The organism is Aeromonas sp. L_1B5_3, assembly GCF_963866575.1.
In the GTDB taxonomy this organism is placed as follows: Bacteria; Pseudomonadota; Gammaproteobacteria; order Enterobacterales; family Aeromonadaceae; genus Aeromonas; species Aeromonas jandaei.
The window spans coordinates 153,264-167,292 of the sequence record NZ_CAWMDN010000111.1 but is presented as its reverse complement, the minus strand read 5'-3'; the positions used below and the strand labels follow the sequence as shown (position 1 = coordinate 167,292).

Here is a 14,029-nt window from a genome sequence, read left to right as displayed (position 1 = left end):
TTGAGGCAGTTGAGGCAGTATCAAAATCTCTTAAAAAAAAGCCGGGACAAGCCCGGCTTTTTCTTTATCACTCAGCAGCTGCTTCAGCAGCGGCCGGGCGGTCTACCAGCTCAATATAAGCCATAGGGGCGTTGTCGCCAGCACGGAAACCGCATTTCAGAATGCGAGTATAACCGCCGGCGCGCTCCAGGTAGCGCGGGCCCAGTTCATTGAACAGCTTAGCCACGATCGCGTTGTCGCGAGTGCGGGCAAATGCCAGACGACGATTAGCAACGCTATCAGTCTTGGCAAGGGTGATCAGCGGTTCAACTACACGACGCAGCTCTTTTGCCTTAGGCAGAGTCGTCTTGATGATCTCATGACGAACCAGGGAGCTGGCCATGTTGCGGAACATAGCCTGACGATGGCTGCTGTTCCGGTTCAGTTGACGACCACTCAAACGATGGCGCATGACCTTATCCTTCTAACTAAATCTGTGAAACCCGTAATCTGGATTACTCGTCAGCGATGCTGGCGGGCGGCCAGTTCTCAAGGCGCATGCCAAGAGACAGACCACGGGAGGCCAACACGTCCTTGATCTCAGTCAGGGACTTCTTACCGAGGTTAGGAGTCTTAAGCAACTCAACTTCGGTACGCTGTACCAGATCACCAATATAGTGGATAGCTTCTGCCTTCAGACAGTTCGCAGAACGAACTGTCAGCTCCAAATCATCGACAGGACGCAGCAGAATCGGATCAAACTCGGGTTTCTCTTCTTTCTTCTCGGGCACGCTGACATCGCGCAGATCCACGAAGGCTTCCAGTTGCTCAGCCAGGATAGTGGCAGAACGACGGATGGCTTCTTCAGGATCCAGAGTACCATTGGTCTCCATGTCGATAACCAGCTTGTCCAAGTCGGTACGCTGTTCCACACGTGCTGCCTCAACATTGTAGGCAATACGAACGATGGGGCTGAACGCGGAGTCCAGCAGCAGGCGACCAATCGGACGCTCTTCGTCATCGTTGTGAACACGAGCAGAAGCAGGCACATAACCGCGACCGCGCTGAACTTTCAGGCGCATGCTGATTTCAGCATTGGCACCAGTCAGGTGGCAGATTACGTGCTCCGGGTTTACGATCTCGACTTCATCACCGTGAGTGATATCACCTGCGGTAACGGGGCCTGTTCCAGACTTGGTCAGGGACAGAGTTACCTCGTCCTTGCCTTCCAGCTTCACAGCGATACCTTTCAGGTTGAGCAGGATTTCAAGAATGTCTTCCTGTACACCTTCTTTGCTGCTGTACTCATGCAGTACACCGTCAATTTCGACTTCAGTAACTGCACAACCGGGCATAGAAGACAGCAAAATACGACGCAGGGCGTTACCCAGCGTGTGACCAAAGCCACGCTCAAGTGGCTCAAGAGTCACTTTCGCATGAGTCGGGCTAACTTGCTCGATGTCAACTAGCCGCGGTTTAAGAAAATCTGTTACAGAACCCAGCATTGTGTCCTCTCTTTAGAAGCTAGCTTTACTTGGAGTAAAGCTCGACGATCAGCTGTTCGTTAATGTCGGCAGACAGGTCGGAACGCTCTGGCAGGCGCTTGAAGGCACCTTCCATTTTAGCGGCATCAACCTCTACCCAAGTCGGCTTCTCGCGCTGACCAGCAACCTCAAGGGCAGCTTTGATACGCGCTTGCTTCTTAGCCTTCTCACGAACGCAGATCACGTCCTCAGGGGAAACCTGGAAAGAAGGAATGTTCACAACGCGGCCGTTTACCATGATGGCCTTGTGGCTCACCAACTGACGAGATTCAGCGCGGGTAGCACCGAAGCCCATACGGTATACGACGTTGTCCAGACGACCTTCCAGCAACTGCAACAGGTTTTCACCGGTGTTACCCTTTTGACGGGCAGCGTCGCGGTAGTAGTTGCGGAACTGTTTTTCCAATACGCCGTAGATACGACGAACTTTTTGTTTCTCGCGCAGTTGCACACCGTAGTCGGACAGACGCGGCTTACGAGCGCCGTGCTGACCAGGAGCGGTGTCAATCTTGCACTTAGAATCAATCGCGCGAACACCAGACTTCAGGAAGAGGTCTGTGCCCTCACGACGGCTAAGCTTAAGCTTAGGACCGATATATCTTGCCATCTTCTTTCTCCAACAATCCTAGACCAAGTAGCTACCAGCGTTACACGCGGCGCTTCTTGGGAGGACGACAACCGTTGTGCGGGATCGGAGTCACATCAGTAATGTTAGTGATGCGGAAACCAGCCGCGTTCAGGGCGCGGATGGAAGACTCACGACCGGGACCCGGACCTTTGACCATGACTTCCAGGTTCTTGACGCCATATTCTTTGGCCATCTCACCAGCGCGTTCAGCAGCTACCTGAGCAGCGAACGGGGTGGACTTACGAGAACCACGGAAACCGGAACCACCAGAAGTAGCCCAAGACAGAGCGTTGCCCTGACGGTCAGTAATGGTCACGATTGTGTTGTTGAAAGATGCATGAACGTGCGCAATACCGTCGCTCACTTGCTTTTTAACGCGCTTGCGAGCACGAGTCGGAGTTTTAGCCATTTTCTACCTTCCCGTTACTTCTTGATAGCCTTGCGCGGACCCTTACGGGTACGAGCGTTGGTCTTGGTACGTTGACCACGAACAGGCAGGCTACGACGGTGACGCAAACCACGGTAGCAACCCAGATCCATCAAACGCTTGATGTTCATGGAAATCTGACGACGCAGGTCACCTTCAACGGTGAATTTACCTACTTGTTCACGCAGACTCTCGATCTGAGCTTCGTCCAGGTCTTTAATTTTCACATTCTCAGCGATACCGGCTGCGGCACAGATGGCCTTGGAGCGGGTACGACCGACGCCATAAATAGCAGTCAAAGCGATGACTGCATGCTTATGGTCAGGAATGTTAATGCCAGCGATACGGGCCACTATTCACTCCTACATATAGTAGATTACGACCACCACAAAGCCCGTGAGCGGATACGTGGCGGTCAACCAATACACAACAAAAGTTGGCTGGCTATATTAGCCAGCACAACTATTTGTTGCAAGTACTAACCGTAAAAAATTAGCCTTGACGCTGTTTATGCTTAGGCTCGCTGCAAATCACACGCACCACACCGTGACGCTTGATGATTTTGCAGTTACGGCAGATTGCCTTAACGGAAGCACGAACTTTCATTGCTTAACTCCGTAACTACGCCGACCTTTAGCGGCCGTAGCCCTTCAGGTTGGCCTTCCTCAGGACATCACCATATTGATGAGACATCATATGGGTCTGAACCTGAGCCATGAAGTCCATGATAACCACCACGATAATCAGCAGCGAGGTGCCACCGAAGTAGAACTGTACGTTCCAGGCAGTCATCAAGAACTGGGGTACCAGACAGATAAAGGTTATATAGAGTGCACCTGCCAATGTCAGGCGAGTCATAACCTTATCGATATAACGTGCTGTCTGCTCGCCCGGGCGAATCCCCGGGATAAAGGCTCCACTCTTCTTCAGGTTATCTGCTGTCTCGCGGGGGTTGAACACCAGCGCGGTATAGAAGAAGCAGAAGAAGATAATGGCTGCTGCATAGAGCATCTCGTAAAGCGGCTGACCCGGCTGCAGGACCATAGAGACCTGTTGCAGGATGTCGGCTACTTTACCCTCGCCCTGACCAAACCAAGAGGTAATGGTCCCCGGGAAGAGGATGATGCTGGATGCGAAAATCGCAGGAATCACACCGGCCATGTTGACTTTCAACGGCAGGTGCGTGCTTTGCGCGGCGAATACCTGGCGGCCTTGTTGACGCTTGGCATAGTTAACGACGATACGACGCTGACCACGCTCCACGAACACCACAAAGTAAGTCACTGCGAAAACAATCAAGCCCAGCAACAACAACAGCAGGATGTGCAATTCCCCTTGACGTGCCTGTTCGGCCGTAGCGCCAATGGCATGCGGCAGACCGGCAACGATACCTGTGAAAATAATCAACGAGATACCATTACCAATCCCACGCTCGGTAATCTGCTCACCCAACCACATCAAGAACATGGTACCGGTGACCAGACTCACAACCGCTGTGAAATAGAAGCCCAGACCCGGATTAGTCACGAGTCCATGCATCATATTCGGCAGACCGGTTGCAATACCAATGGCCTGGAAAGTTCCCAAAACCAGCGTGCCCCAACGGGTATATTGGCTAATCTTGCGACGGCCGGATTCACCCTCTTTCTTGAGTTCAGCAAGAGCAGGATGAACCACAGTCAGCAGCTGGATAATGATCGACGCCGAAATGTACGGCATGATCCCCAACGCAAGAATAGAAGCACGCGAGAGTGCACCACCACTGAACATGTTGAACATCTCAATGATGGTGCCCTTCTGTTGCTGGAACAACTCGGCCAGTACGGCGGCGTCAATACCAGGAATCGGCACATAAGAGCCTGCACGGAAAACGATAATCGCCCCGAGAACGAAGAGCAGACGGCTCTTCAGTTCACTCAGACCACCCTGTGCTTTAACATCCAATCCTGGTTTCTTAGCCATTGTACTGATTATTCCTCGATTTTACCGCCAGCGGCCTCGATGGCTGCGCGTGCACCTTTGGTGACGGACAGACCACGAACGGTCACAGCACGGTCAATGTTGCCAGACAGAACAACTTTAGCGAACACGATGTTTTTAGTAATAACACCGGCTTGCTTCAGAGTGCTCACGTCGACCACATCACCTTCTACCAGGGCGATTTCGTTCAGACGCACTTCGGCAGAAACCAAAGATTTGCGAGAGAAGAAACCGAACTTCGGCAGACGGATTTTCAAAGGCATCTGGCCGCCTTCGAAACCGTTGCGAACTTTGCCGCCACCGGAACGAGAGGTTTGGCCTTTAACACCACGACCACCAGTCTTGCCCAGGCCGGAGCCGATACCACGGCCACGACGATGTTTTTCAGGCTTGGAACCAGCGGCCGGAGACAGAGTGTTCAGACGCATGCTTAGCCCTCCACCTTAACCATGTAATAAACCTGGTTGATCATACCGCGTACGCAGGGAGTATCTTCCAGCTCAACGGTGTGACCAATGCGACGCAGACCCAGACCACGCAGAGTCGCCTTGTGCTTGGGCAGACGGCCGATAGAGCTGCGAGTTTGAGTTACTTTTACAGTGTTAGCCATGTCGCATTACCCCAGAATTTCTTCAACGCGCAGACCACGCTTGGCAGCGATCTGTTCCGGTGATTGACCGTGAACCAGAGCGTCTACAGTTGCGCGAACAACGTTGATTGGGTTGGTGGAACCGTAGGTCTTAGCCAGCACGTTGTGGATACCGGCAACTTCCAGAACAGCACGCATAGCGCCGCCTGCGATGATACCAGTACCTTGAGAGGCCGGCTTCATGAACACGGTGGAACCGGAGTGAACACCTTTCACCGGGTGGTGCAGGGTGCCGTTGTTCAGCTCAACCTTGTTCAGGTTACGCTTGGCCTGTTCCATTGCTTTTTGAATAGCAGCCGGAACTTCACGGGCTTTACCGTAACCGTAACCTACACGGCCGTTACCATCACCCACCACGGTCAACGCGGTGAAGGACATGATACGACCACCTTTAACAGTTTTCGAAACACGGTTTACTGCAATCAGCTTTTCTTGCAGTTCGCCGGCTTGAGATTCGACTTTAGCCATCTTCGACTCCTAGCTTAGAACTGAAGACCAGCGTCACGTGCAGCAGCTGCCAGAGCAGCGATACGGCCGTGATACTTGAAACCGGAACGATCGAAAGATACGTTCTGAACGCCTTTGGCAATAGCACGCTCAGCGATAGCTTTACCTACAGCGGTAGCAGCATCTGCGTTACCGGTGTATTTCAGAGCTTCACTGATGGCTTTCTCTACTGTGGAAGCAGAGGCCAGAACTTCGGAACCGTTGGCTGCAATAACCTGCGCATAGATATGACGCGGGGTACGGTGAACAACCAGACGGGTAGCTCCCAGTTCCTGCATCTTTTTCCGAGCACGAGTAGCACGACGGAGACGAGCTGCTTTCTTGTCCATAGTGTTACCTTACTTCTTCTTAGCTTCTTTAGTACGCACTTGCTCGTTGGCATAGCGTACACCCTTGCCCTTGTAGGGCTCCGGAGCGCGGTAAGCACGGATATCGGCGGCGACTTGGCCAACCAGCTGCTTGTCAACGCCACGCAGAACGATTTCGGTCTGGGACGGGCACTCAGCGGTTACACCAGCCGGCAGCTCATGCTCTACCGGGTGAGAGAAGCCCAGAGCCAGAGCGACAGCATTGCCCTTGATGGAGGCTTTGTAACCTACACCAACCAGCTGCAGCTTGCGCTCGAAGCCTTGGGTAACACCGATTACCATGTTGTTGACCAATGCACGGGCAGTACCGGCCTGAGCGTCAGCACCAGCGATGCCGTCGCGCGGGGCGAACTTCAGTACATTGTCTTCTTTGGTCACTTCTACACCGGCGTGAATAGAACGAACCAGGGAACCTTTACCACCTTTGATGGACAGTTCCTGACCGTTCAGAGTCACTTCTACGCCAGCAGGAATAGTGACGGGTGCCTTAGCAACGCGAGACATTTCCGACCTCCTATTAAGCGACGTAGCAGATGATCTCACCGCCCATGCTTGCTTTGCGAGCAGCACGGTCGGTCATCACACCTTTAGACGTGGACACGATAGCAACACCGAGACCGCCCATAACTTTCGGCAGATCAGTAGTGCGCTTGTAAATACGCAGGCCGGGACGGCTCACGCGTTGGATCAGTTCTACAACCGGCTTGCCCTGGAAATATTTCAGTTCAATTTCCAGTTCCGGCTTCACGTCACCAGCTACGGTGTAGCCAGCGATGTAACCTTCTTCTTTCAGCACTTTGGCAATAGCCACTTTCAGCTTGGAAGAAGGCATGGAAACCGCAACTTTGCTCGCCGCCTGACCGTTACGGATGCGGGTCAGCATATCCGCGATCGGATCTTGCATGCTCATAGTCTAACTCCCGAGATTCTTTACCAAGAGGCCTTTTTCAGGCCCGGAATTTCGCCCTTCATGGCATGCTCACGCACCTTGATGCGAGACAGGCCAAACTTGCGCAGGAAACCGTGCGGACGACCAGTAATGTTGCAACGGTTACGCTGACGGGACGGACTGGAATCACGGGGCAGCTGTTGCAGTTGCAGAACAGCATCCCAACGCGCTTCTTCAGAAGCGTTCATATCAACGATGATAGCTTTGAGCTCGGCACGCTTGGTTGCGTACTTGGCTACCAGCTTGGCACGCTTTGCTTCGCGCGCTTTCATGGATGTTTTAGCCATAACCCTAACCTTACTTGCGGAATGGGAAGTTAAAGGCAGCCAGCAGAGCACGGCCTTCTTCATCGGTATTCGCGGAAGTGGTGATGGTGATATCCAGACCACGGACGCGATCGACTTTGTCATAGTCGATTTCCGGGAAGATGATCTGCTCACGCACGCCCATGGAGTAGTTACCACGACCGTCGAACGCTTTAGCGTTCAGGCCACGGAAGTCACGGATACGCGGTACGGAGATGCAGATCAGCCGTTCCAGGAACTCCCACATACGCTCGCCACGCAGGGTTACTTTACAACCTATCGGGTAGCCTTCACGAATCTTGAAGCCCGCAACAGATTTGCGAGCTTTGGTGATCAGCGGCTTCTGACCGGAAATGGCAGCCATATCGGCAGCAGCATTTTCCAGCAATTTCTTGTCAGAGATCGCTTCACCAACACCCATGTTCAGGGTGATTTTCTCGATCCGAGGGACTTGCATGATAGTCTTGTAACCGAACTGCTTGGTCAGTTCACTTACTACATCGGATTTGTAGTAATCATGCAGTTTCGCCATCGTTAAACTCCAATTACTTCACAAGTTCGCCGGTGGATTTGAAGAAACGAACTTTTTTTCCGTCTTCAATCCGGAAACCAACGCGGTCAGCTTTGCCAGTGGCAGAGTTGAACAGCGCTACGTTAGATACATCGATGGGGGCTTCTTTGGTGACGATACCGCCAGCCTGACCCAGTGCGGGTACCGGCTTCTGGTGTTTCTTCACCTGGTTGATGCCTTCCACGATTACCTTACCTTTAGCAATCAGAACTTGAGTGACTTTGCCACGCTTGCCCTTGTCTTTGCCGGTAAGAACAATCACTTCGTCTTCGCGACGGATTTTAGCTGCCATCGTTCGACTCCTTACAGTACTTCGGGTGCCAGGGACACAATCTTCATGAACTTCTCATTACGCAGTTCACGGGTCACCGGGCCAAAAATACGAGTACCGATCGGCTGTTGGTTGTTGTTAAGCAACACAGCCGCATTGTTGTCGAAACGGATGACTGAGCCGTCCGGACGACGAACGCCTTTACGGGTGCGTACGACCACCGCGTTATACACATCACCTTTCTTCACTTTACCGCGAGGAATAGCTTCCTTGATGGAAACTTTGATGATGTCGCCGATGCCGGCGTAACGGCGGTGCGAACCACCCAGAACCTTAATACACATTACACTGCGAGCGCCGGAGTTGTCGGCAACACCCAGCATACTTTGCATCTGGATCATCTTAGTGCTCCGCTTTGTTTACTTCTTATCCCTTTCGGGATCTGGCTGCCTTCAAAAGGCGCGAAACTATAACACAGGATTTTTAGAAAAGGTAGCCTAAAAAACAAACGGCCCCTGAAAGGGGCCGTTTGAGCTAAAAAGTACCGATTAGGCCTTTTCTACAACGGCAACCAAGGTCCAGGACTTGGTCTTGGACAGCGGGCGGCACTCGCGGATTTCCACGAGGTCACCAGCTTTGCACTCGTTGTTTTCATCATGTACGTGCAGCTTGGTAGTGCGCTTGATGATCTTACCGTAGATCGGGTGCTTTACCTTGCGCTCGATGGCAACAGTGATGGACTTGTCCATCTTGTCGCTGATTACACGACCCTGCAGAGTACGGATTTTGTCAGTCATTACGCACCTGCCTTCTCAGTCAGTACAGTCTTGATACGTGCGACGTCACGACGCACTTGTTTCAGAGTGTGAGTCTGAGCCAGTTGGCCGGTGGAAGCTTGCATGCGCATGTTGAATTGCTCACGCAGCAGGCCCAGCAGCTCCTGGTTCAGTTCTTCGACGCTCTTTTGACGCAGATCTTGGGCTTTCATCACATCACCGTCTTAATTACGAAAGTGGTCTGAACAGACAGCTTGGCTGCGGCCAGGGCGAACGCTTCACGCGCCAGAGCCTCAGGTACACCGTCCATCTCGTACAGAACCTTGCCAGGCTGGATCGGGCAAACCCAGTATTCCACGTTACCCTTACCTTTACCCATACGAACTTCGAGGGGCTTTTCGGTAATCGGCTTGTCCGGGAACACACGGATCCAGATCTTACCCTGACGCTTAACGTGACGGGTCATGGCACGACGGGCTGCTTCGATTTGACGAGCAGTCAGCTGACCACGAGATGTCGCCTTCAGGCCAAAGGTACCGAAGGATACTTCGTTACCAGAGGTGGCCAGACCGCGGTTACGACCTTTGTGGGTCTTGCGGAATTTAGTACGCTTTGGTTGCAACATTTACCGAATCTCCTTACTTGGCAGCGCGGCGCTTGTTGTCACGCTTGGGCTTCGCAGGAGCTTGCTCTTGAGCAGCGGCAGCGTTGACAGCAGCCAGACCGCCCAGAACTTCGCCCTTGAAGATCCAAACTTTAACGCCGATCACACCGTAAGTGGTGTGGGCTTCAGAAGTTGCGTAGTCGATGTCGGCACGCAGGGTGTGCAACGGCACACGACCTTCACGGTACCATTCGGTACGCGCGATTTCAGCGCCGCCCAGACGACCGGAAACTTCCACTTTGATGCCCTTGGCACCCAGGCGCATTGCGTTCTGTACGGCGCGCTTCATAGCACGACGGAACATTACACGACGCTCCAGCTGGGAAGTGATGCTGTCGGCAACCAGTTTGCCATCCAGCTCCGGCTTGCGGACTTCGGAAATGTTGATCTGAGCAGGCACGCCAGCAATAGTGGCTACAGCTTTGCGCAGCTTCTCAACGTCTTCGCCTTTCTTACCGATCACAACACCCGGACGAGCGGTGTGAATGGTCACACGGATGCTCTTGGCCGGACGCTCGATGGTGATCTTGGACAAGGACGCGTTTTTCAGTTCCTTGGTCAGGAACTGGCGTACTTGAAAATCGCTGTACAGGTTGTCAGCGAAGTCTTTGGTGTTCGCGAACCAGGTAGAATTCCAAGGCTTGGTAATACCCAGGCGAATGCCATTAGGATGTACTTTCTGACCCATTGCTTATCTCCCAGCCTTAGCGTCGGATACCACTACGGTGATGTGAGCGGTACGCTTGAGGATACGATCCGCGCGACCTTTGGCACGAGGACGGATGCGCTTCATGGAGGGACCTTCGTCGACCATGATAGTAGCAACACGCAGGGCGTCGATGTCGGCGCCTTCGTTGTGCTCAGCGTTTGCAATGGCAGATTCCAGCACTTTCTTCACCAGAACAGCAGCCTTTTTCGGGCTGAAGGTCAGGATGTTCAGAGCCTTGTCTACGGACAGACCACGTACTTGATCGGCTACCAGACGAGCTTTCTGGGCAGAAGTACGGGCATAACGGTGTTTAGCGATAGCTTCCATCATTTATCCCTTAGCGCTTCTTAGCCTTCTTATCAGCAGCATGGCCGCGATAAGTACGAGTCGGTGCGAATTCACCCAGTTTGTGACCGATCATTTCTTCGGTAACGAAAACCGGAACGTGCTGACGACCATTATGGACAGCGATGGTCAAACCGATCATGTTCGGGATGATCATTGAACGACGGGACCAGGTTTTAACCGGCTTTTTATCCCCGCTTTCCACCGCTTTCTCTACCTTCTTCAGCAAGTGCAGGTCGATAAATGGACCCTTCTTGAGAGAACGTGGCATGGTGATTCCTCTATGTTAACAATTACTTGTTACGACGACGTACGATGTACTTGTCGGTACGCTTGTTCTTACGGGTCTTGAAGCCTTTAGCCTTCTGGCCCCATGGGGACACAGGCTGCATGCCCTTGTTACGACCCTCACCACCACCGTGCGGGTGGTCAACCGGGTTCATCGCCATACCGCGAACGGTCGGACGAATACCACGCCAGCGGTTTGCACCGGCTTTACCCAGTTGACGCAGCATGTGCTCGGAGTTACCGACTTCGCCGATGGTAGCGCGGCACTCGGCCAGAACTTTACGTACTTCGCCGGAACGCAGACGCAGAGTTACATAGTTACCTTCACGAGCCAGGATCTGGATGAAAGTACCAGCGGAACGAGCCAGCTGGGCACCTTTACCAGGCTTCATCTCAACAGCGTGAACGGTAGAACCGACCGGGATGTTGCGCATCGGCAGGGTGTTACCTACCTTGATTGCGGCATCAGCACCAGAAGCGATTGCATCACCAGCTTTCAGGCCTTTCGGAGCCAGGATGTAACGACGCTCACCGTCTGCATACAGCACCAGGGCGATGTTTGCGGTACGGTTCGGATCGTATTCCAGGCGCTCAACTTTAGCCGGGATACCGTCTTTGTCGCGCTTGAAGTCGATCAGACGGTAGTGCTGCTTGTGACCACCGCCGATGTGGCGAGTGGTGATGCGGCCGTTGTTGTTACGACCACCGGTTTTGTCTTTCTTGTCCAGCAGAGCTGCAAAGGGCTTACCCTTGTACAGTTCCTGGTTGACGATCTTGACGACGTGGCGGCGGCCCGGAGAAGTAGGCTTGCACTTAACGATTGCCATTTTTCAGAACTCCTCTTACTCGGCTGCGCCCATGAAGTCGATGTCCTGACCAGCTTTCAGGGTCACATAAGCCTTTTTCCAATCGGAACGACGGCCTACGCGTGCACCTGCGCGCTTGGTCTTACCCTTCATGTTCAGGGTACGGACGGTCTCAACTTCGACCTCGAACAGTTTCGCAACTGCAGCTTTGACTTCCGCCTTGGTGGCATCAACAGCAACTTTGAACACGATAGTGTTCTGCTTTTCTGCAACCATGGTGCTCTTTTCAGAGATGTGCGGAGCCTTCAGAACTTTCAGCAGACGCTCTTCACGGATCATGCCAGCATCTCCTCGATTTGCTTAACTGCGTCAGCAGTCATCAGAACCTTGTCGAAAGCGATCAGGCTGACCGGGTCGATACCGGCAACGTCACGCACGTCAACTTTGTACAGGTTGCGAGCAGCCAGGAACAGGTTCTCATCGACTTCAGCAGTCACGATCAGAACGTCAGTCAGTTCCATTTCTTTCAGCTTGGCGATCAGTTCTTTGGTCTTCGGAGCTTCGATGCCGAACTTCTCAACAACGATCAGGCGCTCTTGACGTACCAGCTCGGACAGGATGCTACGGATAGCGCCGCGGTACATCTTCTTGTTTACTTTCTGGCTGTGATCTTGCGGCTTAGCAGCAAAAGTCACACCACCGGAACGCCAAATGGGCGAACGGATGGAGCCAGCACGGGCACGACCAGTACCCTTCTGACGCCACGGCTTTTTGCCGCCACCAGACACTTCAGAGCGAGTCAGCTGCGCACGAGTACCCTGACGGGCACCAGCGGCATAAGCAACGACAACCTGGTGAACCAGAGCTTCGTTGAATTCGCGCCCGAAGGTAGTCTCGGAAACTTCAAGAGCGCTCTTGGCGTCTTTCATTACCAATTCCATTACTATCTCCTCAGACGTTACGCTTTGACGGCAGGTTTAACGATCACGTTGCCGTTGGTTGCACCCGGTACTGCACCTTTGATGAGCAGCAGGTTGCGTTCAGCGTCAACACGAACCAGTTCCAGGTTCTGAGTCGTTACACGCTCAGCACCCATGTGACCAGCCATCTTTTTGCCCTTGAATACACGGCCCGGGGTCTGGTTTTGACCGATGGAGCCAGGTACACGGTGGGACAGAGAGTTACCGTGGGTCATATCCTGGGTACGGAAGTTCCAGCGCTTAACAGTACCGGCAAAACCTTTACCCTTGGATGTGCCGGTAACGTCTACCAGCTTAACGTCAGCGAGAAGATCTACTTTCAGCTCGCTACCAACAGTGAAAGTTTCACCGTTGTTCAGGCGGAATTCCCACAGACCGCGACCGGCTTCTACACCAGCTTTGGCGAAGTGGCCAGCTTCCGGCTTGGTTACGCGGCTAGCTTTCTTGGAGCCAGTGGTAACCTGAATAGCGTTGTAGCCGTCGGTTTCTACAGATTTGACCTGAGTTACACGGTTAGCTTCAACTTCGATAACAGTCACCGGGATAGAAACGCCATCTTCAGTGAAGATGCGAGTCATACCCACTTTGCGACCTACAAGACCGATTGTCATTGTTATCAACCTCTTTCCGTAATTAACCCAGGCTGATCTGGACGTCTACACCAGCTGCCAGATCCAGACGCATCAGGGCGTCTACGGTCTTGTCAGTCGGCTCAACGATGTCTACCAGACGCTTGTGAGTGCGGATCTCGTACTGATCACGCGCGTCTTTGTTGACGTGCGGGGAGATCAGAACGGTGAAACGCTCTTTGCGAGTCGGCAGCGGGATAGGACCGCGAACCTGCGCGCCAGTGCGCTTAGCAGTTTCAACGATTTCCGCAGTGGACTGATCAATCAGACGATGATCAAAAGCCTTCAGGCGGATACGGATTCTTTGGTTCTGCATTGACAGAGCTCCAATAGATAAAAGAACATAAATCAACACCGCCCGACCGAGATTTCTCCCGCCAGAGGTGTGATTTTTCACGTTTCTCCCCATATCGGGGAGACTGTATGGCTGGTTCCCACAAAGGGGATACTCAGCAAGCAGACATATCGTCTGGCTGGCCTCATGGGCAAGCGGAGGGGATTATACGGATTTTTCAAATTTGCGCAAGTGAAGGCGAACAGATTGTGCGCAATTTTATGTGACAGATGGATCTCGCACTCACCGCCTCTCCTCCCCTGCGGGCAGCACTGACGACAAGCCGGCAAGCAGACTGATAGACTGGGCTCCACCTTCGT

28 protein-coding genes are annotated in these 14,029 nt (G+C 53.1%); all 28 read right to left on the bottom strand.

Features of this window, described 5'->3' with window-relative positions; genetic code table 11:
* Positions 1 to 67: 67 nt before the first annotated feature.
* The gene (gene rplQ / locus AACR93_RS10080; protein WP_005307999.1) at positions 68 to 451 is read right to left on the bottom strand and encodes a 50S ribosomal protein L17; all 384 of its coding nucleotides are present in this window, start codon (positions 449 to 451) and stop codon (positions 68 to 70) included.
* A gap of 43 nt (positions 452 to 494) precedes the next feature.
* Complete coding sequence (locus tag AACR93_RS10075) at positions 495 to 1,484, bottom strand: DNA-directed RNA polymerase subunit alpha (protein WP_005307997.1); 990 nt, start codon at positions 1,482 to 1,484, stop codon at positions 495 to 497.
* 25 nt (positions 1,485 to 1,509) lie between these two features.
* On the bottom strand, positions 1,510 to 2,130 hold the full coding sequence (gene rpsD, locus AACR93_RS10070) for a 30S ribosomal protein S4 (RefSeq protein ID WP_005342696.1): 621 nt from the start codon (positions 2,128 to 2,130) through the stop codon (positions 1,510 to 1,512).
* Between the two features lie 40 nt (positions 2,131 to 2,170).
* Positions 2,171 to 2,560: a 30S ribosomal protein S11 gene (rpsK, locus tag AACR93_RS10065; RefSeq protein ID WP_005307993.1), complete on the bottom strand. Its 390-nt coding sequence runs from the start codon at positions 2,558 to 2,560 to the stop codon at positions 2,171 to 2,173.
* 14 nt (positions 2,561 to 2,574) lie between these two features.
* Entirely contained in the window at positions 2,575 to 2,931 is a 357-nt protein-coding gene (rpsM, locus tag AACR93_RS10060; RefSeq protein WP_005307991.1) for a 30S ribosomal protein S13, read from the bottom strand.
* Between the two features lie 139 nt (positions 2,932 to 3,070).
* Positions 3,071 to 3,184, bottom strand: coding sequence for a 50S ribosomal protein L36 (gene rpmJ, locus AACR93_RS10055; protein ID WP_005319705.1), 114 nt, complete (start codon positions 3,182 to 3,184; stop codon positions 3,071 to 3,073).
* A 27-nt stretch (positions 3,185 to 3,211) separates the two neighbouring features.
* Positions 3,212 to 4,540 (bottom strand): preprotein translocase subunit SecY, encoded by a 1,329-nt coding sequence (secY, locus tag AACR93_RS10050; protein WP_005340602.1) that lies wholly within the window; start codon positions 4,538 to 4,540, stop codon positions 3,212 to 3,214.
* Between the two features lie 8 nt (positions 4,541 to 4,548).
* Complete coding sequence (rplO, locus tag AACR93_RS10045; RefSeq protein WP_033115582.1) at positions 4,549 to 4,986, bottom strand: 50S ribosomal protein L15; 438 nt, start codon at positions 4,984 to 4,986, stop codon at positions 4,549 to 4,551.
* Positions 4,987 to 4,988: 2 nt separating this feature from the next.
* The gene (gene rpmD, locus AACR93_RS10040; RefSeq protein ID WP_005307985.1) at positions 4,989 to 5,168 is read right to left on the bottom strand and encodes a 50S ribosomal protein L30; all 180 of its coding nucleotides are present in this window, start codon (positions 5,166 to 5,168) and stop codon (positions 4,989 to 4,991) included.
* 6 nt (positions 5,169 to 5,174) lie between these two features.
* Positions 5,175 to 5,675 carry a 30S ribosomal protein S5 gene (gene rpsE / locus AACR93_RS10035; protein WP_005342686.1) on the bottom strand — a complete coding sequence of 167 codons (501 nt, stop codon included), beginning with the start codon at positions 5,673 to 5,675 and terminating at the stop codon, positions 5,175 to 5,177.
* A gap of 14 nt (positions 5,676 to 5,689) precedes the next feature.
* Positions 5,690 to 6,043 carry a 50S ribosomal protein L18 gene (gene rplR, locus AACR93_RS10030; protein WP_005340606.1) on the bottom strand — a complete coding sequence of 118 codons (354 nt, stop codon included), beginning with the start codon at positions 6,041 to 6,043 and terminating at the stop codon, positions 5,690 to 5,692.
* 9 nt (positions 6,044 to 6,052) lie between these two features.
* The gene (gene rplF, locus AACR93_RS10025; protein ID WP_033115583.1) at positions 6,053 to 6,586 is read right to left on the bottom strand and encodes a 50S ribosomal protein L6; all 534 of its coding nucleotides are present in this window, start codon (positions 6,584 to 6,586) and stop codon (positions 6,053 to 6,055) included.
* Between the two features lie 13 nt (positions 6,587 to 6,599).
* Positions 6,600 to 6,992 (bottom strand): 30S ribosomal protein S8, encoded by a 393-nt coding sequence (gene rpsH, locus AACR93_RS10020; RefSeq protein ID WP_033115584.1) that lies wholly within the window; start codon positions 6,990 to 6,992, stop codon positions 6,600 to 6,602.
* Positions 6,993 to 7,012: 20 nt separating this feature from the next.
* Entirely contained in the window at positions 7,013 to 7,318 is a 306-nt protein-coding gene (gene rpsN / locus AACR93_RS10015; protein ID WP_005340609.1) for a 30S ribosomal protein S14, read from the bottom strand.
* Positions 7,319 to 7,328: 10 nt separating this feature from the next.
* Positions 7,329 to 7,868 (bottom strand): 50S ribosomal protein L5, encoded by a 540-nt coding sequence (gene rplE, locus AACR93_RS10010; RefSeq protein ID WP_033115585.1) that lies wholly within the window; start codon positions 7,866 to 7,868, stop codon positions 7,329 to 7,331.
* A 13-nt stretch (positions 7,869 to 7,881) separates the two neighbouring features.
* Positions 7,882 to 8,199, bottom strand: coding sequence for a 50S ribosomal protein L24 (rplX, locus tag AACR93_RS10005; protein WP_005307977.1), 318 nt, complete (start codon positions 8,197 to 8,199; stop codon positions 7,882 to 7,884).
* A gap of 11 nt (positions 8,200 to 8,210) precedes the next feature.
* Positions 8,211 to 8,579, bottom strand: coding sequence for a 50S ribosomal protein L14 (gene rplN / locus AACR93_RS10000; RefSeq protein ID WP_005307975.1), 369 nt, complete (start codon positions 8,577 to 8,579; stop codon positions 8,211 to 8,213).
* Positions 8,580 to 8,726: 147 nt separating this feature from the next.
* Positions 8,727 to 8,975, bottom strand: coding sequence for a 30S ribosomal protein S17 (gene rpsQ, locus AACR93_RS09995; RefSeq protein ID WP_005307966.1), 249 nt, complete (start codon positions 8,973 to 8,975; stop codon positions 8,727 to 8,729).
* Positions 8,975 to 9,166, bottom strand: coding sequence for a 50S ribosomal protein L29 (gene rpmC / locus AACR93_RS09990; protein WP_005307965.1), 192 nt, complete (start codon positions 9,164 to 9,166; stop codon positions 8,975 to 8,977). Before rpmC ends, rpsQ begins: the two co-directional genes overlap by 1 nt.
* The gene (gene rplP, locus AACR93_RS09985; RefSeq protein WP_005340612.1) at positions 9,166 to 9,579 is read right to left on the bottom strand and encodes a 50S ribosomal protein L16; all 414 of its coding nucleotides are present in this window, start codon (positions 9,577 to 9,579) and stop codon (positions 9,166 to 9,168) included. The genes rpmC and rplP overlap by 1 nt, the downstream gene beginning before the upstream one ends.
* Before the next feature lie 13 nt (positions 9,580 to 9,592).
* A complete protein-coding gene (gene rpsC, locus AACR93_RS09980) occupies positions 9,593 to 10,306 on the bottom strand; it encodes a 30S ribosomal protein S3 (RefSeq protein WP_005307962.1) in 714 nt (237 codons plus the stop codon).
* 3 nt (positions 10,307 to 10,309) lie between these two features.
* Entirely contained in the window at positions 10,310 to 10,654 is a 345-nt protein-coding gene (gene rplV / locus AACR93_RS09975; RefSeq protein ID WP_005319741.1) for a 50S ribosomal protein L22, read from the bottom strand.
* 10 nt (positions 10,655 to 10,664) lie between these two features.
* Positions 10,665 to 10,943: a 30S ribosomal protein S19 gene (rpsS, locus tag AACR93_RS09970; RefSeq protein WP_005307960.1), complete on the bottom strand. Its 279-nt coding sequence runs from the start codon at positions 10,941 to 10,943 to the stop codon at positions 10,665 to 10,667.
* A 22-nt stretch (positions 10,944 to 10,965) separates the two neighbouring features.
* Positions 10,966 to 11,787: a 50S ribosomal protein L2 gene (rplB, locus tag AACR93_RS09965; protein WP_041209710.1), complete on the bottom strand. Its 822-nt coding sequence runs from the start codon at positions 11,785 to 11,787 to the stop codon at positions 10,966 to 10,968.
* 15 nt (positions 11,788 to 11,802) lie between these two features.
* On the bottom strand, positions 11,803 to 12,105 hold the full coding sequence (gene rplW / locus AACR93_RS09960) for a 50S ribosomal protein L23 (protein WP_005307955.1): 303 nt from the start codon (positions 12,103 to 12,105) through the stop codon (positions 11,803 to 11,805).
* A complete protein-coding gene (gene rplD / locus AACR93_RS09955; protein ID WP_005340616.1) occupies positions 12,102 to 12,707 on the bottom strand; it encodes a 50S ribosomal protein L4 in 606 nt (201 codons plus the stop codon). The genes rplW and rplD overlap by 4 nt, the downstream gene beginning before the upstream one ends.
* Before the next feature lie 17 nt (positions 12,708 to 12,724).
* Positions 12,725 to 13,357, bottom strand: coding sequence for a 50S ribosomal protein L3 (rplC, locus tag AACR93_RS09950; protein ID WP_005307947.1), 633 nt, complete (start codon positions 13,355 to 13,357; stop codon positions 12,725 to 12,727).
* A 22-nt stretch (positions 13,358 to 13,379) separates the two neighbouring features.
* On the bottom strand, positions 13,380 to 13,691 hold the full coding sequence (rpsJ, locus tag AACR93_RS09945; RefSeq protein WP_005307944.1) for a 30S ribosomal protein S10: 312 nt from the start codon (positions 13,689 to 13,691) through the stop codon (positions 13,380 to 13,382).
* Positions 13,692 to 14,029: the final 338 nt, after the last annotated feature.